Genomic DNA, 19,279 nt, shown 5'->3' with positions numbered 1-19,279 from the left:
CGGCAAAGCACAACCAAGCCCCCAGGCGACCGGGCCCTTGCAAGGACCATTTTTGGACGATGCGTAACCCCACCTCAGGTCTCTCCGCCCTCTTGCTGACATCGCTTTTCTGGGCACCTGTCTCCCAGGCGCAACTGCAGCTGGGTGCCGGGGTGTTTGACGAGCGCTGCTACCCCAACGTCCCGCCACTGGTGCAGGCCGATGCCAACGAGAAGGCCCAACCGGTGGAGGTGACCTCCGACCGCGCCGAGGCCACCCAGCAGGGCAAGGCCGTCTATGAGGGCGATGTGGAGGTCAAGCAGGGCCTCAAGCTGTTCAGTTCCCAGTATACGGAATTGGATCAGCAGACCCGGCAGGTCACCGCCCGCGGCGACATCCGCTACAAGGACGGCAGCGTCACCCTGGTGAGCCAGGGCGAACTCAAGGGCGATCTCAACAGTCGGGAGTCCACCATCAGCCAGGCCAGCTACCAGCTGCACGGCTCGCCGGCTCGCGGTCAGGCCAAGCTGATTGAGCTCAACGAAAAAGAGAGCTCGGTCAAACTCAGCGGCGCCGAATTCACCACCTGCCCACCGGGCCAGGAGATGTGGAAGCTCAAGGCCAGCGAGGTCTCCCTGGATCAGGACGAGGTGTTCGGAGAGGCCTGGAATGCCACCCTGTGGCTCAAGGATGTCCCCGTTTTCTACGTGCCCTACATGAGCTTCCCCATCAAGGATGAGCGCAAGTCCGGGCTGCTTTACCCCACCATGGGCTACTCCAACCGGGATGGGGTGGACTTTGCCCAGCCCATCTACTGGAATATCGCTCCCAACTACGACATGACCTTCACGCCGCGCTACATCCAGGAGCGCGGCACCATGGCCCGTAGCGAGTTCCGTTACCTGCCGGTGGCAGGGAATGAGGGCAGCCTGTATGGCGAATGGCTGGGCAATGATCGCCAGCTGGATGACAGTCGCTGGCTGGTCAATGTCCGCCACCAGACCCTGGCCATGGATGATGCACTGCGCTTCAAGGTGGACTACACCCGGGTGACGCAGGACGACTACAACTACTTCAACGACCTCTCCCCCTCGGTAGGCACCCTAGTGGACAACCAGCTGCAGCAATCCATGCGGCTGGGCTACTACCAACCCAACTGGAATTTTACAGGCGAGGCGCGGGACTATCAGATCCTGCTGGCCGATACCGTACTGCCCCACAAGCTGCTGCCACGGCTCAACTTCAACGCCTACTCCCCGTCGACCAAGTACGATCTGGCGCTGCAGTCAGAGTTCTCTAACTTCGATCACGATGATGCCGGCTTCTACCGTGGGCAGCGCTTCCATCTCGAGCCTCAGCTCAATCTGCCGCTGCTGGCCGCGCCCGGCTATCAGCTCGATAGCCAGTTCCGCCTGATGTATACCCACTATCAGCAGCAGCTGCCGGAGGATTACGACAGCAACCTGGTGGCACTGGGACTCAATCACCTGGATGAACAGGTGGATCGAGCGCTGCCGTCGGTGCGGGTCGCCGGCAAGCTGATCTTCGATCGGCAGGATTACTGGCAGAACCGGCCCTTCACCCAGACGCTGGAGCCGCAGTTCCAATACCTGTATGTGCCCTACCGCAATCAGGACAATATCGGTCTGTATGACACCACCACCCTGCGCCAAGAGTACTACAGCCTGTTCAGCGATCGTCGCTATGCCGGCCTGGATCGCATCAGCGATGCCAACCGGGTGAGCGTCGGGGCGACCAGCCGGGTATTTGATGCCGAAGGTACGGAACGGGTACGCCTGACCCTGGGGCAGTCCTACGATCTGGTGCGGCCCAAGGTGACCTTCTATCCCAAGGAGGTGGTGAGCACCAACTCGCGTTCACTACTCTCCTTCCGGGGTGATGTCCGCCCCTTGCACCACTGGTTCGGTCATACCGGCGTGGAGTATGACACAGAGCAAAACCGCTTCTCCTCCGGCAGTGCCGCCGTCGAGTATCAGCATGAAGAGTGGCTCGGCCAGATCAACTACCGCTATGTGCGGGAGGGTAACCTGAGCTTAAGCGATCCCGACGAGGTGACCGATATCAGTCAGTTGGGCCTGCTGGCCCGGCTGCCGGTGGCGGATAGCTGGCAGCTCATCGGCGCACATTACACAGATCTGCAACAAAGCACCGCCCTGGACTCCCTGATCGGCATCCGCTACGACGCCTGTTGCTGGAGCCTCAATCTGGCCTTTGAACGCCATCGCCGGCCGGACAACGCCAGCCTGACCGCCGAGACCGAAAACAAACTGGGTCTGCAATTTGAACTCAAGGGGCTGGGAAGCATCGGCTCGGGTACCGACTTTACGCTGGATACCCGCTTGTTGCCTTACAGCCGCCCGTTTAACCTCAACGATTAATCATCGGCCACCACCGGGAAGTCATCGATATGAAGAAACCCCTTTTCCACTGGTTCAGCGCTGCCCTGCTGGCCTTGGGTAGTCTGAGCCTCCACGCCGCACCGCAACCCCTGGATCGGGTCGTTGCCGTGGTGAATAAGGACGTCGTCCTGCAAAGCGAGCTGGACAACCTGCTCACCAAGGTGCAGCGGGATGCCCAGCGCCACAATCAAGCGCTGCCACCCTACGAGCAACTGCGCAAGCAGGCGCTGGAGAGCCTGATCGGCGACAGCCTGGTGCTGCAGCTGGCCGATCAACAGGGGTTGCAGGTGACCGACTCCCAGCTGGATCAAGCCATCTCGTCCATGGCCGCCGAACAGAACACCAGTGTCGAAGCCCTGCTCAAGCAGGCCGAGCAGGATGGTCAGAGCCCAGCCCAGTTCCGTGAAGAGTTTAGGCGCGAGATGCTGATGAGCGAGGTGCGTCGCAACCAGATGCGTCAACGGATCAACATCTCCGAACAGGAGGTGCAGCAGGTGGTCAAGTTGCTGCAACAACAGGGCGACAAGGAGCAGCAGTACCATATCGGCCACATTCTGCTTTCCCTCTCCCCCTCCGCCGACAGCGCCGAGCAGCAACGGGTCGCCGACAAGGCCGCCCAGATCATGGCCGCCTTGAAAAACGGCGCCGACTTCAAGCAGCTGGCCATTGCCGAGAGCGCCGGCCCCAAGGCCCTGCAAGGGGGTGACTGGGGCTGGCTAACCCTGGAGGCCATGCCGACCCTGCTGGCCGAAGCCGCCAAGGATGCCAAGAAGGGCGACGTGGTGGGCCCGCTGCGCTCGGGCGCCGGCCTACACATCGTCAAGATCTTCGACACCAAGGGCGTGCAGCAGGTCACCAGCATGGAGGTGAATGCCCGCCATATCCTGATCAAACCCTCCATCATACTGACCGATGACAAGGCCAAGGAGATCCTCGCCGGCCTGGCCCGGGACATCCGCTCCGGCAAGAGCAGCTTTGCCAAGCTGGCCCAGCAGTACTCCGAAGACCCGGGTTCTGCGGTGCAAGGTGGCGAGCTGGGCTGGGCCAGCCCGGACATGTACGTGCCTGAATTCGCCGCCATGGTGAAGAAGCTGCCCCTGGGCCAAGTGAGTGAGCCGTTCCGCACCGTACACGGCTGGCACATCGTCGAGGTGGAAGATCGCCGGGTGCAGGACGCCACCAGCCAGGCCATGGAGAACCGTGCCTATCAGCTCATCTACAACCGCCGTTTCGCCGAAGAGGCCCAAAGCTGGATGGATGAGCTGCGCGATGGCGCCTACGTCAACATCATTGATAGCAACAAGGGGGCCTGATGCAGCCGGTCCCCCGCATCGTCATCACCCCGGGAGAGCCCGCCGGCATAGGTCCGGATCTCATCCTGGGGTTAACTGATCAGGCCTGGCCTGTGGCCCTGGTGGTGGTGGCCGATCCCCAGCTGCTGGCCGAGCGAGCCCGTCTGCTGGGCCGTAGCCTGCAGATCGAGCCCTATGATCCGAGCCAGCCCGCCCGGCCCCAACCGGCCGGTCTGCTGACGGTGCTGCCGGTAGCGCTGCAAGGCGAGGTGACCCCAGGGCGGCTCAACGTGGCCAACGGCCCTTACGTGCTGCAGACCCTGCAACGGGCCGCCGAAGGCGCCCTGAGTGGCGAGTTTGCCGCCCTGGTGACGGGACCGGTGCACAAGGGCATCATCAACGAGGCCGGCGTGCCCTTCAGCGGCCACACCGAGTTCTTCGCCGAGCTGGCGCAATGCGATCAGGTGGTGATGATGCTGGCCACGGAGGGACTGCGCGTGGCACTGGCCACCACCCACCTGCCCTTGAAGGATGTCGCCGCCGCCATCACCCAGGCCAGCCTGGGCCGCACCCTGGACATACTGCAACAGGATTTGCAGCGCCAGTTTGGCTTGCCCCGGCCGCGCATCTATGTCTGCGGCCTCAACCCCCATGCCGGCGAAAGCGGCCACATGGGACGGGAAGAGATCGAGGTGATCGAGCCGCTACTGGAACAAAAACGTACCCAGGGCATGGATCTGGTGGGCCCCTTGCCCGCCGATACCCTGTTCCAGGACAAATATCTGCGCCACGCCGATGCGGTGTTGGCCATGTACCACGACCAGGGATTGCCGGTACTCAAATACAAAGGCTTTGGACGAGCCGTCAACATCACCCTGGGCCTGCCCTTCATCCGCACCTCGGTGGATCACGGCACCGCCCTCGAACTGGCCGGCCGCGGCCAGGCCGACATGGGCAGCCTGCTCACCGCCCTGCAGCAGGCCATCAGCATGGTAAACACACGCAATGAGTAACGACAAGGTTCACCAGGGCCACCGCGCCCGTAAGCGCTTCGGCCAAAACTTCCTCCACGACGACTACACCATAGATGCCATCGTCTCGGCCATTCACCCGCAAAAAGAAGACATCATGGTGGAAATCGGTCCGGGCCTGGGGGCGCTGACCGAGCCGGTCGCCTCCCAGGTGGACAAGCTGCAGGTGGTGGAGCTGGACCGGGATCTGGCCGCCCGCCTGCGGGAGCATCCCACCCTCAAGGACAAGCTGGTGGTGCACGAGGCCGATGCCATGCGCTTCGACTTCTCCGCCCTGGCCCAGCCGGGCCGCCGGCTGCGGGTGTTCGGCAACCTGCCCTACAACATCTCCACCCCGCTGATGTTCCACCTGCTGGAAACGGCGCCGCAGATCAGCGACATGCACTTCATGCTGCAAAAGGAAGTGGTGGAGCGGCTGGCCGCCGGCCCTGGCAGCAAGGCCTACGGCCGGCTGAGTGTCATGGCCCACTATTACTGCAAGGTGATCCCTGTGCTGCAGGTGGGTCCCGAGGCCTTCAAGCCCGCCCCCAAGGTGGACTCGGCGGTGGTGCGGCTGGTGCCTCACGAGACCCTGCCCTTCCCGGCCAAGAACCTCAACCACCTGTCCCGGGTCTGTACCGAGGGCTTTGGCCAGCGGCGCAAGACCATCCGCAACTGCTTTCGCAACTTCATCACGCCGGAGCAATTGACCGAGCTGGGCATAGATCCTAATCTGCGACCAGAGAACCTCTCCCTGGCCCAGTTTGTCGAGATCGCCAACTGGTTGACCGACCACCAAGAAGGATAAGCATGCCGAGCCGTCTGCAGATCCGCGCCACCCCCCAGTATCAGGCCGAGCTGTCGAATGCCGATGAGGCCCACTACTGCTTCATCTATCACATCGAGATAGTCAATCAGGGGGCTGAGCGAGTCCAGCTATTGGAGCGGGAATGGCTCATCACGGACGGTGATGGCCAGCAGCAGACGGTGCGTGGCCCGGGCGTGGTGGGGGAGCAGCCGTTCATCGCCCCCGGCGAGACCTTCGACTACCACAGCAGCGTCACCCTGCGCACCCCGCTGGGTTTCATGACCGGCTTCTATCAATTCCAGGATCAGCAGGGGCGCCTGTTCAAGGCCGAAATCCCCCTGTTTACCCTGGCAGTCCCCCATCTGCTGCATTAAGCGTCTGGTTGTATGGCTATCTATTGCGTTGGAGATGTTCAGGGCTGCCTGGACGAATTGCTGGCCTTACTGGCGCTGGCCCGTTTTGATGAACGCCGGGATGAGTTGTGGCTCACCGGCGATCTGGTGGCCCGCGGCCCCAAATCGCTGGAGACGCTGCGCTTTGTGAAGGGATTGGGAACCCAGGCCACCACAGTGCTGGGCAACCATGATCTGCACCTGCTGGCCACGGCCGCCGGCCATGCGCAACCCAAGAAGAAAGACCGGCTGGACGCCCTGTTTGCGGCGCCGGACCGAGACGACTTGCTGGGCTGGTTGCGCCACCGCCCACTGCTGGCCGAACACCCCAAGGTGCCCTTGATGATGTGCCACGCTGGCCTGTCGCCCCAGTGGGACATGCATCGCGCCCGGGAGGCCGCCCGGGAGGTGGAGGCCCTGCTGCAGAGCGACCACGCCGACTGGCTGTTGTGCCACATGTACGGCAACGAGCCGGCCCACTGGGACGATCGCCTGGCGGGACTGCCACGCTGGCGCTACATCATCAACTGCTTTACCCGCATGCGCTTCTGCTATCCCGATGGCCGGCTGGACTACCGCGCCAAGGGCTCCCCCACGCAACCGCCCCCCGGCCTGCGGCCCTGGTTCGAGCTGCGGCCTCGCACCGAGGGTGAACCCACCCTGCTATTTGGTCACTGGGCTGCTCTGATGGGCCATTGCCAGGTGCCGGAGATCTACGCATTGGACACGGGCTGTGTCTGGGGCAACAGACTGACACTGCTGCGCTACGAAGACAGGGCCCTGTTCTCCTTGGGGTGCCCCGCCTACGCCAGCGGGGACTAGGCAAGAAGACGATTAACTCCGAAGGCGAAGCAGGGTCTCGAAGCGATACGGGTGGGGGTTTTTCTCGTCCGGCTGATGGGCCTCTGTGGCGACACACTGCCAGCCCAGCTGTTGGTAAGGCGGAAAGCGGGTATCCCCCGCCACCGCCAGATCGATGTGGGTCAGGTAGAGGCAGTCGGCCAGCGCCAGGGCCTGGGCATACAGCTGCCCCCCACCGATGATCATCACCTCGTCACAGCCCGCCACCGCCGCCAAGGCTGACTCCAGGCTACCGCACACCTCCACCCCCTCCGCCTGCCAAGCCGTATCCCGGGTGACCACCAGATTGCGCCGGCCCGGCAAGGGGCGACCTATGCTCTCGAAGGTGCGGCGACCCATGACCACGGGTTTCCCCAGGGTCACGGCCTTGAAATGACGCAGATCCGCCGGCAGGTGCCAGGGCATGGCGTTGTCGGCTCCGATGACTCTGTCATGGGCCATGGCGACGATCAGGGAGATTTTCATGCTCATACTATGGGTCGATTACGGAACAAGATGAGAGGCGGGATCGCCAGGCCGAAGCTCAGCGCCACCAGGATATAAAGCGTCTGCAGGCCGTTTTCGATGGCTGCACTGATCAGATGGGGACTGGCCCCTTCGTTGTTCATGGACATCACGGCGATGATGGTGTTGAAGGCGTATTTCCCCGGGATCATGGGGATGATGGACGCCACGGTAAACACGGGTCTGGGCACCAACTGCCGCCGCGCCACGTAGACAAACAGCAGGCCGACTGCCGCACTGGCCACCAGCGTGCCCCACTCGATGGGCATGCCCAGATGGATGAGCATGGTACGCAGGCTATGGGCGAAGGCGCCCCCCATGGCGCAATACTTGAGGTAACGGGGCGGCACCGAGAAGATCATGGCAAAACCAACCGCCGGTATGGCCGACAGACAGGCGTCCCACAGCGCCAAGGTGAGGAACTCCTTCATGGTTGCCACCCCCACACACCGGTGAGCTTCATGGCCAGCACTATGCCGGTGGTGGCACTCAGGGTGAGCATGGTGGCAGTCAGCCAGCGGGCCAGCCCCATGTTGTAGTAGCCCTTGACCACATCAAACACCGCATTGATCAGGGGGAAGCCGGGCACCAGCAGCAGCACACAGGCCGCCATGGCCAGCTCCGGCTTCTCGCCCCAGCCAAACATGATGGCGGAGCTGGCCAGCACGGTCGCCACGAAGGCGGTGCCGGCAAAGTTGAGAAGCGGGCTGAAATGATGATGGGCAAACTGCTGGCGTACCCACATGGCCACGGCTGACGCGAAGCAGGTGACCCCATAGACGGGCCAGTCACCGCCAAACAGCAGGCTAAAGCTGCCGCAGGAGAGACCAATCATCAGCACCACCAGATAGCGGTTATAGCGATAGGGGCGGATCTCATCCAGGTGCTTGCGAACGTCGTTGACGTTCTCCAGCAGGCCCCGCTCCGTCAGCACACAGATACGCTGGATGGCGCACAGCACCCCCATATGAATGCCGAATTCATGAATACGGCGGGTAGTGGTGATGCAGGAACCGTGGTTGAGGGTGGTCAGTATGATGGCGCTGGGGGTGATGGCCATCTCCACGCTCTCCACCCCCAGGGCCAACCCAAGACGGGTGGTGGTCTGCTCTATGATACGGCTCTCGGCACCGCAGGAGGCCAGCATCTGCGCGGCCTTGACGATGACACGCGTCACCTCGGTCTGGGCGTCGCGATTTAAGATTGCACGGGTCTGTGACATGGGCTCATCCCTGAAGCTGTCGGCATTGGCTGACGCAGCGTCAGCCTGACTAGTATAATACCGGCTGGCCTTGGGTTCAGGCCAACACAGCATTAACTGTGCCGTAAGTCGGCCTCTCCCGCCATGCGATGGATCAGGGTTGTCAGCAGACTGATCTGCAATCCCATCTGATAGATGAGCCAGGCATAGCCCTGGGCGTTAAACCCTCCTGCGGCGCCGGCCAACTCGGCCTGCATCTGGGTCTTGAGCTGTTGCAGATGGTCCTCTCCCCTGGGTGGTAGAAACGGACTCTCACCGGCACAAAACGCCGCCAGGGCCAGCAGCTGCTGGCCCATCTGCTTGGCCTGCAGGCTGATGGCATAGTGGCGCTGTATGCTCAGGGCACTGGCACTGGTCTCCCAACGGGTCTGAGCCAACAATTCCAACAGCAAGAGACAACGCTCCTGGGCCTGGATCAGCTCGCCAATCTCGCCGTCGAAGCGGCGCAGCCCGGGGCTCTCCAGGGTTACCGAACGGCGCAAGCCCTTCTGCCGTTGCAGCCGCTGATCGATGCCCGCCAGAAAACTGCGGGTGCGCAGCGGTCGATGCACATTGGTGGACAGGTGCATCTGCCAGACCTTGGCCATCCGTATCAGGCTGTCGGAGAACAGCCAGCGCCATTCGTTGCGGGCGCGCAGTGGCAGGATCAGCTGAGACACCCCGACGGCGATGACACAACCCAACAAGATGGTGCCGGTACGCCAGGCGGCCTCCGTCATGCCCTGCTTGCCGCCGTCGATGACGATCATCAGGGTGAAACCCGCCACCAAATAGGAGTAGCCCATGCGACCACTGGCCCGGTAGGCGGTGAGCGCTATGCCCAGCAGGGTGAGGCCGGCAATCAGCGCCGGGTTGCTGGTCAGGCTCAGGATCAGGATGCCGTAGAGCGCCCCTAGTACCGTCCCCACCACCCGCTGCAGCGACTTCTCCAGGGTTCCCCCCACCTGGGGCAGGGTCAGCATGATGATGACGATGGTCACCGAGGTCCAGGCGAAGTAGGGAACGGGATAGAGGTAATTGATGATATGGGCGATGAGCAGCGCCAATGAAATCTTGAACACATGAATGACACGAATATGGCGATAGATGAAGCGCGCCAACGGCGAGGCGGGGGCAAACAGGCGCATGGGGTCTCCATAACCGAAAAAGCCCTCCGCGAGGCGGAGGGCTTCTGAGCTTACCGGGTGTAGATGATCTCCACGTCGTAGTCATCTTCGTCCCAGTCATCATCATCGTCGTCATCGGCCTGTTCGGCCTGCTGGATCGCCTGCTTGTGGTAGTCATCCCACATGAACTCAACGCGCTCCGGCTGCTGCGCCGCCACCTCGCTCAGCTGCGGCATGGTTTCCAGCAGCTTGATGACGTCATAACAGATGGGATCCGTGCCTTCCTTGTTGAAGGCAGAGATACGATAGACGGGGCCTTCCCACGCCAGCGCCTCGGTGACCCGCGCTATGATCTCGTCCGCCTCTTCGGGCAGCACCAGATCCAGCTTGTTGAACACCAGCCAGCGCGGTTTGGCCGCCAGCTCAGGGCTGTACTTCTCCAGCTCATGGATGATGGTCTGGGCATTTTGCGCCGGATCTGAGCCATCCACCGGCAGAATATCGATCAGGTGCAGCAAGACCCGGCAACGCTCCAGGTGCTTGAGGAAGCGGATCCCCAGACCCGCCCCTTCGGCCGCCCCTTCGATGAGGCCGGGAATGTCCGCCACCACGAACGACTTCTGGGATTGCACCCGCACCACCCCCAGGTTGGGCACGAGTGTGGTGAAAGGATAGTCCGCCACCTTGGGCCGGGCCGCCGACACGGCACGGATAAAGGTGGACTTGCCGGCATTGGGCAGGCCCAGCAGGCCGACGTCGGCCAGCAGCAGCAGCTCCAGGCGCAGCTGACGCACCTCGCCCGGCGTGCCACTGGTCTTCTGACGCGGCGCCCGGTTGACCGAGCTCTTGAAGCGGGTATTGCCCAGGCCGTGGAAACCGCCCTTGGCCACCATCAGCTTCTGGCCATGCTTGGTCAGATCCCCCAGGATCTCGCCGGTATCCTCATCCCGCGCCCGGGAGCCTACGGGCACCGTCAGCACCAGATCCGCGCCACGGGCACCGGTACAGTTGGCACCGCGGCCGTTTTCACCCCGCCCCGCCGCATGAAAACGCTCGAAGCGGTAATCGATCAGGGTGTTAAGGTTCTCATCGGCCTGCAGATAGACGTCACCGCCATCGCCACCATCACCGCCGTCCGGCCCCCCCTTGGGAATGTATTTTTCCCGGCGGAAACTGACGCACCCGTTGCCACCGTCCCCGGCTTCAACCCGGATCAGTACTTCATCGACAAACTTCATACACTCACATCCCCCTGCATCCGGTCACACCGGATGCGATTATAGAGAACCGACGTCACCGCGGCGACGCAGATAATCCCACAGACCATTGCCCAGCACCGTCAGCTGGGCGCCCCCCACCACGAGACAAGCCCCTAGGATGGCCCAGCCATCCGGGACACGCCGGGCAAAATCGGGCCACAACAGCGCCAGCAGATGGCTCAATAGTATGGTCACCAGCGGCACCTGGGTCAGCACGGCACTGATCTTGGTGGCCGACCAAAACCTCAGCGCCTCAGAAAATGCACCATATGAGACCACAGTGTTCAAACTGGCAAACAGCAAGATCCACCACAGGGTCCCGGACATGCCGATCAGCTCACTGGGCGCCGAAAACGGCAGATACGCGGCCGAACAGGCCAGGTAGACCACCAGCATGACCTGCTGCGCCGGCACCGACTGGATCAGCCGCTTCTGGGCCAGACCATAGCAGGCCCAACAGCTGGCAGCCACTACGGCCAGCACGATCCCCAGGCTCTCCCCGGACAACTGGGAGACCAGCAAGCCCAGTCGGTCGTGGAAAAACAGTAGCAAGCCCACCAGCAACAACAAGGCTCCCATCTGCTGTACTCGGGTAAACGACTCCCGATACAGCAGGACACTCATCAGCATCAGCAAGATGGGCCCGAGCTGGATCAAGACATTGAAGCTCTCCGGATCCAAACGTTGCAATGACAATAGGCAGAACAGGTAGTTGAATCCGAGCCCCAGCACCGCCACCGCCAACAGCCCCTTATGGCGCAGCAGATGGCTCAGGCTGGGCCAGCCCCCTTGCCATGCCAGTCCCGCCCCGAGCAGCAAGGCCGACAAGGAGAAGCGGAACCAGGTGAGGGTGAAGGGATCCAGCACCGTCAGCAACTGGTGCAAGGCAATGGGCAAGGCCCCCCATAACAGCATGGTGGTACAGGCCAGGATAAAACCAACTACGGGGCGTTCTTGCATGGGCTACCCAAAACAAAAGGCCCCGCCAATGGCAGGGCCTCTTTTTACCAGTCCGGAATTACTCAGCAACGATGCTGACGTACTTGCGATTCTGCGGACCCTTCACCTCGAACTGAACCTTGCCGTCAGCCAGGGCGAACAGAGTGTGATCCTTGCCCAGGCCTACGTTCACACCAGCGTGGAACTTGGTACCACGTTGACGAACGATGATGTTACCAGCCAGAACAGACTCACCACCGAAACGCTTCACGCCCAGGCGCTTACTTTCGGAATCACGGCCGTTACGAGAAGAACCGCCAGCTTTTTTGTGTGCCATCTCTTGGGTCTCCTAATTATGCAGAAATGCCAGTGATCTTAACTTCGGTGAACCACTGACGGTGGCCCTGTTGCTTGCGGTGGTGCTTACGACGACGGAACTTAACGATAAGTACCTTGTCACCACGACCGTGAGCAACCACTTCAGCAGTGACCTTGCCACCAGCCACGAAGGGAGCACCCACCTTTACATCTTCGCCTTGGGCGACCATCAGTACCTTGTCGAACTCAATGGTGGCACCAGTTTCTGCTTCCAGCTTCTCCAGGCGTACTACCTGACCTTCAGCGACACGGTGCTGTTTTCCGCCACTTTGGATAACCGCGTACATGTTCAAACTCCAATACGGCACCTGTTTTTGCCAACGCAATCAGGTACACAAAAACTTAATGACAATGGGCGCGCATTCTACGCAACTTGCCTGGGGGTGGCAAGAGGGATCTGCCGGAAAAGTTCAATTGCTGATCAATTGATGGCTAGCCCACTCCCGCGTGTCGGGCACTGCACTCCCCGGCCATTTCATGTAGAATCCATGCCATTGTTACCGGGACGTGAATGCCCTAATGGACGCAGTATCTAGACCTATGGCTCAAAACGCAATCACAGAGTTGTCAGCCCAGGATATGCAGGCGGTCAACGCGTTGATCCTGCAGCGGCTTCAGTCCGATGTCAGCCTGATCAACCAACTGGGTTACTACATCATCAGCGGCGGTGGCAAGCGCATGCGTCCCCTGCTCACCGTGCTCAGTGCCAAAGCCTTGGGCTACCAGGGTGATCAGCATATCAAGTTGGCCTGCATCATAGAGTTCATTCACACCGCCACCCTGCTGCACGATGATGTGGTAGACGAATCCGCGCTACGACGCGGCCGCGATACCGCCAACCAACTGTTTGGCAATGCGGCCAGCGTGCTGGTGGGCGATTTCCTCCATACCCGCTCCTTCCAGATGATGGCCGAGTTGGGCAACCTGAGGATCATGGAGATACTGTCCGAGGCGACCAACGTCATCGCCGAGGGGGAAGTGATGCAGTTGATGAACTGCAACGATCCGGATACCACTGAGCAACAGTATCTCTCGGTGATCTACTGTAAGACCGCCAAGCTGTTTGAAGCCGCCACCCGACTGGCCGCCGTGCTCAATCAGCAGCCGCCGCACATAGAGCAGGCCATGCAGGAATACGGTAAGCACCTGGGCACGGCCTTCCAGCTGATGGACGACGTGATGGACTATACCGCCGCCGCCGATGACATGGGTAAAAACGTCGGCGACGATCTGGCCGAAGGCAAGCCGACCCTGCCGCTCATCTACGCCCTGGCCAACACCACAGGGCAAGAGCACGCCTTGTTGCGCAGCGCCGTGATTGAGCGCAACGGCATGGCACACTTCGATAGCATACTGACACTGCTCAAGCGCCTTGGTGCCTTCGAATACAGCCTGGGACAGGCCCGTCGCGAGGCGGATATGGCCATTGCCGCCCTGGCTCCCCTGGCAGAGGGCCCATACAAGCAGGCGCTCTGTCAGTTGGCCGAGCTGGCCATTTACCGTAATCACTGAGCCCTCCCACAGCGTCGTGCAGTCCACTCCAGACGACAATAAGAAGGCCGGTCAATGACCGGCCTTCTTGTTTCTGCTACAGCTGCGGAAGCTGTCTTGCCTTAATCGGCAAACGGATGACGCAGTATGATGGTCTCATCCCGATCCGGACCGGTGGAGACTATGTCTACCGGCACGCCGGTGATCTCTTCAATACGGCGGATATAGGCACGAGCATTCTCTGGCAGCTCAGCCAGGGTCTTCACGCCAAAGGTGTTCTCGCTCCAGCCCGGCAAAGTCTCGAACACGGGAACCACCTGCTCATAGCCATCGGCAGCCATGGGCGGCACGTCACGGATCTCGCCATCGGGGAAGCGGTAACCGGTGCAGATCTTCACCTCGGCCAGGCCATCCAGCACATCCAGCTTGGTCAGGCAGAAACCGGACACGGAATTGATCTGGATGGCGCGCTTCATGGCCACCGCATCGAACCAACCGCAGCGACGCTTGCGCCCCGTGGTGGCACCGAACTCCTGCCCCTTCTGGCCCAACCGCTCACCGATGTCATCAAACAGTTCGGTGGGGAACGGACCGGCTCCCACGCGCGTGGTATAGGCCTTGGCGATGCCCAGCACATACTCGACGTAGCGAGGGCCGAAGCCGGAACCGGTGGCAACCCCGCCAGCGGTGGTATTGGAAGAGGTGACATAGGGGTAGGTGCCATGGTCGATGTCCAGCAGCGTGCCTTGGGCCCCTTCGAACATGATCTTGTCACCGTTGCGACGCGCCCGATCCAGCAAGTCGGTCACATCCACCACCATACTGGTCAGCAGGTCGGCATAGCCCTTGGCCTGTTCCAGCACCTCGTCATAGGAGACGGCTTCCACACCGTAGTACTGGGTCAGCTGGAAGTTGTGATACTCCATCACGCTCTTGAGCTTGTCGGCAAACTGCGCCATGTCAAACAGGTCACCTACCCGCAGGCAACGGCGTGCCACCTTGTCCTCGTAAGCCGGGCCGATACCTCGACCCGTGGTGCCGATGGCCTTCTTGCCCAGCGCCTTCTCACGGGCCTGATCCAATGCCACATGGTAAGGCAGGATCAAGGGGCAAGCCTCGCTCAGCAGCAAACGCTCACGCACCGGCACCCCACGGGCCTCCAGGGTGGTCATTTCCTTGATCAAGGCATCAGGAGAGAGCACGACGCCGTTGGCGATGATGCATTTGCAGTTGTTACGCAGGATCCCGGACGGGATCAGATGGAGAACGGTTTTCTCACCGCCGATGACCAGGGTGTGACCGGCATTGTGGCCCCCCTGATAACGAACTACGTATTGCGCCTTGTCGGTCAACAGATCGACGATCTTACCCTTGCCTTCGTCACCCCACTGGGTGCCCAGGATTACGACACTCTGTCCCATCTTTCGTATCTACAATGTGGTTAAAAATGGATTCTAACAAAGTTTGACCAGCCTCGGAACGCCGAAGAGGCGATAAAACAGCCAGTCAAACCCACCCTGCATGGCAACCTATCCCTGGTGCAGCCAGGTCAACACCAAGACAGCTCCGATTGCAACCATAACCCCTCCGATCCTGCGTGTCTGATCAGGCCGCAGCCGAGCCAAGTCACGCAGCCAGCGCAACCAGAAACGAGGAATACACAGGGGCAACACGCCCTCTAGCAGTAACCAGAGACCGAGAAACAGTGCCAAATCATGCATGAATTTACCCTGGGGAGGAAAAGAAAAATGGGGTCTGAATCAGACCCCATGGTGTTTGTGCATAATCCCAGTCTATTTGCCTGTATCGGAGGCGAAATAGCGGAAGAAATCGCTATCCGGTTTCAGCACCATCACATCGCCACCACTATTGAAACTCTTCCGATAAGCCTCAAGGCTGCGCAGGAAGCTGAAGAACTCCGGGTTTTGCTTGTAGCTGTCGGCATAGATACGCGCCGCCTCGGCATCCCCTTCCCCCTTGAGCTTGCGAGCATTACGCTCGGCATCGGCGATCATCACTGTGACCCGGCGATCGATATCGGCACGAATAAATTCGGCCTTCTCCCGCCCCTGGGATCTGTGTTCCCGCGCCACGGCGTTGCGCTCGGCCCGCATCCGCTGATAGATAGAGTTAGAGACTTCCAGCGGCAGGTTGATCTGCTTGATACGCACATCCACTACCCGAATACCCAACTCGGATGAACGCGCCATCCGTTTGAGCGCCTCCTCCATCACCTCGGTGCGCTCACCGGAGACGATGTCCTTGATGGTGCGGCTACCGATTTCGGAACGCAGGCCGTTGTTGATCTTACGCTTGAGCAGGGCTTCTGCCTGCAGGCGGCTACCGCTGCCGGTGGCCAAATAGAACTTGGCAAAATCCTCGATCCGCCATTTGACGTAGGAGTCGATGATCAAATCCTTCTTCTCGGACGTCACAAAGCGATCTTCTTGGCCATCCAGCGTCTGGATACGGGCATCCAGCTTGCGCACATCGTCAATCAGCGGCACCTTCCAATGCAGCCCCGGCTCATAAACCAAGGGTTCGGTGCTGTCAGCCATCCGTTTGACCTTGCCAAATTGCAGGACGATACCCCGCTCCCCTTCCTTGATGACAAACACGGACGAGGCGAAGATCAGGGCAATGACGGCCGCGCCGGCCAATACAATACGTTTCATCGTTTAGTATCTCCCGCTGCTGAATCGATCAGAACTGCGCAAGGGAGCACTGTTCACCCCATCGGCGCTGTCTGAGGTGGACTTGTCGCCACTGTAGTTGCTAGCGGGCGAACTTGAGCGGGAGGACGCGCCGACGGTGGCAGGCTTGCCACTGCCGTTGTCCCCGACCAGCTTATCCAAGGGCAGATAGACCAGACTGTTGCTCCCCTCGGGCAGATCCACCAACACCTTGTTGGCTTTTTGATAGATCTCTTCCATGGTTTCCAGGTACAGACGCTTGCGAGTCAGCTCAGGCGCCGCCAGGTACTCCGGCAACAGTTGGTTGAAGCGTGCTATCTCACCATTCGCCCTCAGCACCGCCTGCTCCTTATAGCCCAGCGCCTCCTCCTCAAGGCGTTTCACCTGACCGCGGGCCTTCGGCTCTACCTCACGGGCATAGGCTTCGGCTTCGCGGATGAAACGCTCTTCATCCTCTTGCGCAGAGATGGCATCGTCGAAGGCATCTTTTACCTCCTCCGGCGGGCGAGCCGGCAAGAAGTTCACGTCCACCACCACCAGCCCCATCTTGTAAGGGTCGGTGATCTGCTCTAGTACCTGCCAGGTATCCTGACGCACCTTCTCCCGACCACGGGTCAGCACCTCATCCATGGTGGTGTGCCCCACCACGTAACGCAGAGCGCTGTCGGTAGCTTGACTCAGGCTGTCCACCGGATTGGTGACGCTGAACAGATACTCCCGCGGATCGGCCACCCGATATTGCACATCCATCTCCACCCGCACCACATTCTCATCCTGGGTGAGCATGAAGCCAGAGGCAGACAGAGACTGAACTGACTCCACATCCACGAGGCGGACATCGTCAATGAAGGTCGCCTTCCAACGCAGACCAGGCTCCACGATTTCATGGAACTTGCCAAAGCGGGTCACGACACCGCGCTCGGCCTCCTTGATGGTGTAGAAGCCACTGACGGCCCAAACCACCACCACCACGGCCACGACCACCGCCAACCCCAGCAGACTAAATTCGCTGCCAGGGCGACGACCGCCTCCCAGCACAGAAGAGATTTTCTGCATCAGGCTGCGCAGCAGCTTGTCCAGATCAGGCGGTGCCTGATTCTTCCCCGAGTTGCTCCAAGGATCACGATCCTTTCCGCCATTTCCGGGCTCGTTCCAAGCCATTCCCATCTCCAAAATCAATGTGATGTGTTCAACTCTAACAAGCTATCAAGCGACAATAAAGGTCAGCAGTGCATCCCCTTCCTGCTTGACAAGCCTGAGCCAATCCGTCCTGGGAAGCCTCACTCGCATCCCTGTGCTGCCGTCCTCGGCAAACTCCTCCTGCTGCACCGCCCCCATGGCAAACAGGCGGCTGCGTAAGCGCCCCGCCGCAGCGGGCAGAGACAATTGAAACTCAACATAGCTAACTGCCAACAATTCATTCAACGCAGCAAGCAATAAATCACAACCGGCACCGGTCAAGGCAGATAGATAAACCGCCCGAGGGCGTCCTTCTTCGTCCCGCTCCAGTCGGGGTAGCCCGTCAGGCAACGCATCGACCTTATTGAACACCAGGAGCTGAGGAACCTCTGCCGCGTCAATTTCTTCCAGCACCAGTTGCACCTGATGCATGTTGTCGGCCATCCGCTCATCGGCACAGTCAATGACATGCAGCTGAAGATCCGCCTCCCGCGTCTCCTGCAGCGTGGCCTTGAAGGCCGCCACCAGATCATGGGGTAGATGGCGGATGAAACCAACCGTATCGGCCAGGATCACGGCCCCCACCTCGGGTAACTCAATGCGGCGCAAGGTGGGATCTAGGGTGGCAAACAGCTGATCGGCGGCATACACCTCGGCGCGGGTGATGCGATTAAACAGGGTGGACTTGCCAGCGTTGGTGTAGCCCACCAAGGAAACCACAGGTATCTCATTGCGCTGGCGGGCCCGCCGACCTTGTTCCCGCTGCTTCTCCACCTTGGCCAGACGGCCCACTATGCTGCCGATCCTGACCCGCAGCAACCGACGATCCGTCTCCAGCTGGGTTTCCCCCGGGCCTCTTAGCCCTATGCCCCCCTTCTGGCGCTCAAGGTGAGTCCAGCCTCGCACCAGCCGGGTGGACAGATGACGCAACTGGGCCAATTCCACCTGCAATTTACCTTCGTGGGTGCGGGCACGTTGGGCGAAGATATCCAGTATCAGGGTCGTTCTGTCCAGGACACGGCATTCGAACAACCGCTCCAGGTTGCGCTCCTGGGCCGGACTCAATGCGTGGTTGAAGATCACCACATCGGCAGCCCGCTGGCGCACTTCATGGGCAATTTCCTCGGCCTTGCCGGTGCCAATAAAGTACTTGGCATGAGGGGCAGTGCGACGCGTGGTAAAGACGGCCAAGGGGGTAGCACCAGCCGAGGTGACCAGCATTTTCAGCTCGGTCAGATCCTCATTGGCACTTTCATCAGAAAAATCGACATGCACCAGCACGGCCTGTTCGCCGGCCTCGTAACGGTCAAACAAGCTTTAGCTCCTTGTCAGAGAGCCCCCGGGACAGACTGCCCAGGGACACTCTCTGGCGGACAAAAAAACGGGTAACGCAGGAGAAGATTATTCGTCCCCTTGCGGCTCGCTGGTAGGAGTCCCACCAGTAGCCTGATGATGGACGACAGGGCGTGCCGGCACCACGGTAGAAATGGCATGTTTGTAGACCATCTGGCTGACGGTGTTCTTCAGCAGAATGACAAACTGATCAAATGACTCTATCTGTCCCTGCAGCTTGATACCATTCACCAGATAGATGGAAACCGGAATACGTTCCCGGCGCAGCGCATTGAGAAACGGATCCTGCAGTGATTGCCCCTTAGCCATTACTTAATCCTTATTGTTTGTAGTAGTTAATCTTAGTTTTAAAGC

Annotated in this window: 21 protein-coding genes; 7 read left to right on the top strand and 14 right to left on the bottom strand. The window is 60.5% G+C overall.

Annotated features, from left to right (window positions below; translation table 11 throughout):
- Positions 1–59 precede the first annotated feature (59 nt).
- Genes lptD through ABD847_RS10330 form a run of 6 tightly spaced genes read left to right on the top strand, consistent with a single transcriptional unit; the run spans position 60 to position 6,723 of the window.
- Entirely contained in the window at positions 60–2,378 is a 2,319-nt protein-coding gene (lptD, locus tag ABD847_RS10355; protein WP_345012665.1) for an LPS assembly protein LptD, read from the top strand.
- Between the two features lie 29 nt (positions 2,379–2,407).
- Positions 2,408–3,712 carry a peptidylprolyl isomerase SurA gene (surA, locus tag ABD847_RS10350; protein ID WP_345012663.1) on the top strand — a complete coding sequence of 435 codons (1,305 nt, stop codon included), beginning with the start codon at positions 2,408–2,410 and terminating at the stop codon, positions 3,710–3,712.
- Complete coding sequence (gene pdxA, locus ABD847_RS10345; protein WP_345012661.1) at positions 3,712–4,704, top strand: 4-hydroxythreonine-4-phosphate dehydrogenase PdxA; 993 nt, start codon at positions 3,712–3,714, stop codon at positions 4,702–4,704. Before surA ends, pdxA begins: the two co-directional genes overlap by 1 nt.
- Positions 4,697–5,509, top strand: coding sequence for a 16S rRNA (adenine(1518)-N(6)/adenine(1519)-N(6))-dimethyltransferase RsmA (rsmA, locus tag ABD847_RS10340; protein WP_345012659.1), 813 nt, complete (start codon positions 4,697–4,699; stop codon positions 5,507–5,509). The genes pdxA and rsmA overlap by 8 nt, the downstream gene beginning before the upstream one ends.
- A gap of 2 nt (positions 5,510–5,511) precedes the next feature.
- Positions 5,512–5,883 carry a Co2+/Mg2+ efflux protein ApaG gene (gene apaG, locus ABD847_RS10335; protein ID WP_345012657.1) on the top strand — a complete coding sequence of 124 codons (372 nt, stop codon included), beginning with the start codon at positions 5,512–5,514 and terminating at the stop codon, positions 5,881–5,883.
- A 12-nt stretch (positions 5,884–5,895) separates the two neighbouring features.
- Positions 5,896–6,723 (top strand): symmetrical bis(5'-nucleosyl)-tetraphosphatase, encoded by an 828-nt coding sequence (locus ABD847_RS10330; protein WP_345012655.1) that lies wholly within the window; start codon positions 5,896–5,898, stop codon positions 6,721–6,723.
- A 12-nt stretch (positions 6,724–6,735) separates the two neighbouring features.
- Here the strand turns inward: ABD847_RS10330 and folA are convergent, their stop codons facing one another.
- The 8 genes from folA to rplU all read right to left on the bottom strand — a co-directional run bounded on the left by folA (position 6,736) and on the right by rplU (position 12,496).
- Positions 6,736–7,227: a type 3 dihydrofolate reductase gene (gene folA, locus ABD847_RS10325; protein WP_345012653.1), complete on the bottom strand. Its 492-nt coding sequence runs from the start codon at positions 7,225–7,227 to the stop codon at positions 6,736–6,738.
- 2 nt (positions 7,228–7,229) lie between these two features.
- Positions 7,230–7,697, bottom strand: coding sequence for a threonine/serine exporter family protein (locus ABD847_RS10320; RefSeq protein ID WP_345012651.1), 468 nt, complete (start codon positions 7,695–7,697; stop codon positions 7,230–7,232).
- On the bottom strand, positions 7,694–8,488 hold the full coding sequence (locus ABD847_RS10315; RefSeq protein ID WP_345012649.1) for a threonine/serine exporter family protein: 795 nt from the start codon (positions 8,486–8,488) through the stop codon (positions 7,694–7,696). The genes ABD847_RS10320 and ABD847_RS10315 overlap by 4 nt, the downstream gene beginning before the upstream one ends.
- Positions 8,489–8,580: 92 nt before the next feature.
- Positions 8,581–9,654, bottom strand: coding sequence for an FUSC family protein (locus tag ABD847_RS10310; protein WP_345012647.1), 1,074 nt, complete (start codon positions 9,652–9,654; stop codon positions 8,581–8,583).
- 50 nt (positions 9,655–9,704) lie between these two features.
- Complete coding sequence (gene cgtA, locus ABD847_RS10305; RefSeq protein WP_345012645.1) at positions 9,705–10,871, bottom strand: Obg family GTPase CgtA; 1,167 nt, start codon at positions 10,869–10,871, stop codon at positions 9,705–9,707.
- Positions 10,872–10,910: 39 nt separating this feature from the next.
- Positions 10,911–11,852, bottom strand: coding sequence for a DMT family transporter (locus ABD847_RS10300; protein ID WP_345012643.1), 942 nt, complete (start codon positions 11,850–11,852; stop codon positions 10,911–10,913).
- Between the two features lie 58 nt (positions 11,853–11,910).
- Positions 11,911–12,168 carry a 50S ribosomal protein L27 gene (gene rpmA / locus ABD847_RS10295; protein WP_345012641.1) on the bottom strand — a complete coding sequence of 86 codons (258 nt, stop codon included), beginning with the start codon at positions 12,166–12,168 and terminating at the stop codon, positions 11,911–11,913.
- 16 nt (positions 12,169–12,184) lie between these two features.
- On the bottom strand, positions 12,185–12,496 hold the full coding sequence (gene rplU / locus ABD847_RS10290) for a 50S ribosomal protein L21 (protein WP_345012639.1): 312 nt from the start codon (positions 12,494–12,496) through the stop codon (positions 12,185–12,187).
- Positions 12,497–12,749: 253 nt separating this feature from the next.
- On the opposite strand from rplU, the gene ispB reads away from it, so the two are divergent.
- Positions 12,750–13,721, top strand: coding sequence for an octaprenyl diphosphate synthase (gene ispB, locus ABD847_RS10285; RefSeq protein WP_345012637.1), 972 nt, complete (start codon positions 12,750–12,752; stop codon positions 13,719–13,721).
- Positions 13,722–13,822: 101 nt separating this feature from the next.
- On the opposite strand, the gene ABD847_RS10280 is transcribed toward ispB, so the two are convergent.
- From ABD847_RS10280 to hfq, 6 genes are all read right to left on the bottom strand, one after another.
- Positions 13,823–15,121: an adenylosuccinate synthase gene (locus ABD847_RS10280; RefSeq protein WP_345012635.1), complete on the bottom strand. Its 1,299-nt coding sequence runs from the start codon at positions 15,119–15,121 to the stop codon at positions 13,823–13,825.
- Positions 15,122–15,229: 108 nt separating this feature from the next.
- Positions 15,230–15,421, bottom strand: coding sequence for a DUF2065 family protein (locus ABD847_RS16865; RefSeq protein WP_425568451.1), 192 nt, complete (start codon positions 15,419–15,421; stop codon positions 15,230–15,232).
- Positions 15,422–15,493: 72 nt separating this feature from the next.
- Positions 15,494–16,375: a protease modulator HflC gene (hflC, locus tag ABD847_RS10275; RefSeq protein WP_345012633.1), complete on the bottom strand. Its 882-nt coding sequence runs from the start codon at positions 16,373–16,375 to the stop codon at positions 15,494–15,496.
- A gap of 3 nt (positions 16,376–16,378) precedes the next feature.
- On the bottom strand, positions 16,379–17,554 hold the full coding sequence (gene hflK, locus ABD847_RS10270; protein ID WP_345012631.1) for an FtsH protease activity modulator HflK: 1,176 nt from the start codon (positions 17,552–17,554) through the stop codon (positions 16,379–16,381).
- 45 nt (positions 17,555–17,599) lie between these two features.
- The gene (hflX, locus tag ABD847_RS10265) at positions 17,600–18,886 is read right to left on the bottom strand and encodes a ribosome rescue GTPase HflX (RefSeq protein WP_345012629.1); all 1,287 of its coding nucleotides are present in this window, start codon (positions 18,884–18,886) and stop codon (positions 17,600–17,602) included.
- Between the two features lie 87 nt (positions 18,887–18,973).
- Positions 18,974–19,234 carry an RNA chaperone Hfq gene (gene hfq, locus ABD847_RS10260; protein ID WP_345012627.1) on the bottom strand — a complete coding sequence of 87 codons (261 nt, stop codon included), beginning with the start codon at positions 19,232–19,234 and terminating at the stop codon, positions 18,974–18,976.
- Positions 19,235–19,279 lie beyond the last annotated feature (45 nt).

Source organism: Pseudaeromonas paramecii (assembly GCF_039540575.1).
Taxonomy (GTDB): domain Bacteria; phylum Pseudomonadota; class Gammaproteobacteria; order Enterobacterales; family Aeromonadaceae; genus Pseudaeromonas; species Pseudaeromonas paramecii.
This window is presented reverse-complemented; position numbering and strand designations above follow the sequence as displayed.

Bases quoted from the DNA above. Each gene is read 5' to 3' on its own strand.
- lptD (WP_345012665.1), top strand. From the start codon at position 60: ATGCGTAACCCCACCTCAGGTCTCTCCGCCCTCTTGCTGACATCGCTT.
- surA (WP_345012663.1), top strand. From the start codon at position 2,408: ATGAAGAAACCCCTTTTCCACTGGTTCAGCGCTGCCCTGCTGGCCTTG.
- pdxA (WP_345012661.1), top strand. From the start codon at position 3,712: ATGCAGCCGGTCCCCCGCATCGTCATCACCCCGGGAGAGCCCGCCGGC.
- rsmA (WP_345012659.1), top strand. From the start codon at position 4,697: ATGAGTAACGACAAGGTTCACCAGGGCCACCGCGCCCGTAAGCGCTTC.
- apaG (WP_345012657.1), top strand. From the start codon at position 5,512: ATGCCGAGCCGTCTGCAGATCCGCGCCACCCCCCAGTATCAGGCCGAG.
- ABD847_RS10330 (WP_345012655.1), top strand. From the start codon at position 5,896: ATGGCTATCTATTGCGTTGGAGATGTTCAGGGCTGCCTGGACGAATTG.
- folA (WP_345012653.1), bottom strand. From the start codon at position 7,227: ATGAAAATCTCCCTGATCGTCGCCATGGCCCATGACAGAGTCATCGGA.
- ABD847_RS10320 (WP_345012651.1), bottom strand. From the start codon at position 7,697: ATGAAGGAGTTCCTCACCTTGGCGCTGTGGGACGCCTGTCTGTCGGCC.
- ABD847_RS10315 (WP_345012649.1), bottom strand. From the start codon at position 8,488: ATGTCACAGACCCGTGCAATCTTAAATCGCGACGCCCAGACCGAGGTG.
- ABD847_RS10310 (WP_345012647.1), bottom strand. From the start codon at position 9,654: ATGCGCCTGTTTGCCCCCGCCTCGCCGTTGGCGCGCTTCATCTATCGC.
- cgtA (WP_345012645.1), bottom strand. From the start codon at position 10,871: ATGAAGTTTGTCGATGAAGTACTGATCCGGGTTGAAGCCGGGGACGGT.
- ABD847_RS10300 (WP_345012643.1), bottom strand. From the start codon at position 11,852: ATGCAAGAACGCCCCGTAGTTGGTTTTATCCTGGCCTGTACCACCATG.
- rpmA (WP_345012641.1), bottom strand. From the start codon at position 12,168: ATGGCACACAAAAAAGCTGGCGGTTCTTCTCGTAACGGCCGTGATTCC.
- rplU (WP_345012639.1), bottom strand. From the start codon at position 12,496: ATGTACGCGGTTATCCAAAGTGGCGGAAAACAGCACCGTGTCGCTGAA.
- ispB (WP_345012637.1), top strand. From the start codon at position 12,750: ATGGCTCAAAACGCAATCACAGAGTTGTCAGCCCAGGATATGCAGGCG.
- ABD847_RS10280 (WP_345012635.1), bottom strand. From the start codon at position 15,121: ATGGGACAGAGTGTCGTAATCCTGGGCACCCAGTGGGGTGACGAAGGC.
- ABD847_RS16865 (WP_425568451.1), bottom strand. From the start codon at position 15,421: ATGCATGATTTGGCACTGTTTCTCGGTCTCTGGTTACTGCTAGAGGGC.
- hflC (WP_345012633.1), bottom strand. From the start codon at position 16,375: ATGAAACGTATTGTATTGGCCGGCGCGGCCGTCATTGCCCTGATCTTC.
- hflK (WP_345012631.1), bottom strand. From the start codon at position 17,554: ATGGCTTGGAACGAGCCCGGAAATGGCGGAAAGGATCGTGATCCTTGG.
- hfq (WP_345012627.1), bottom strand. From the start codon at position 19,234: ATGGCTAAGGGGCAATCACTGCAGGATCCGTTTCTCAATGCGCTGCGC.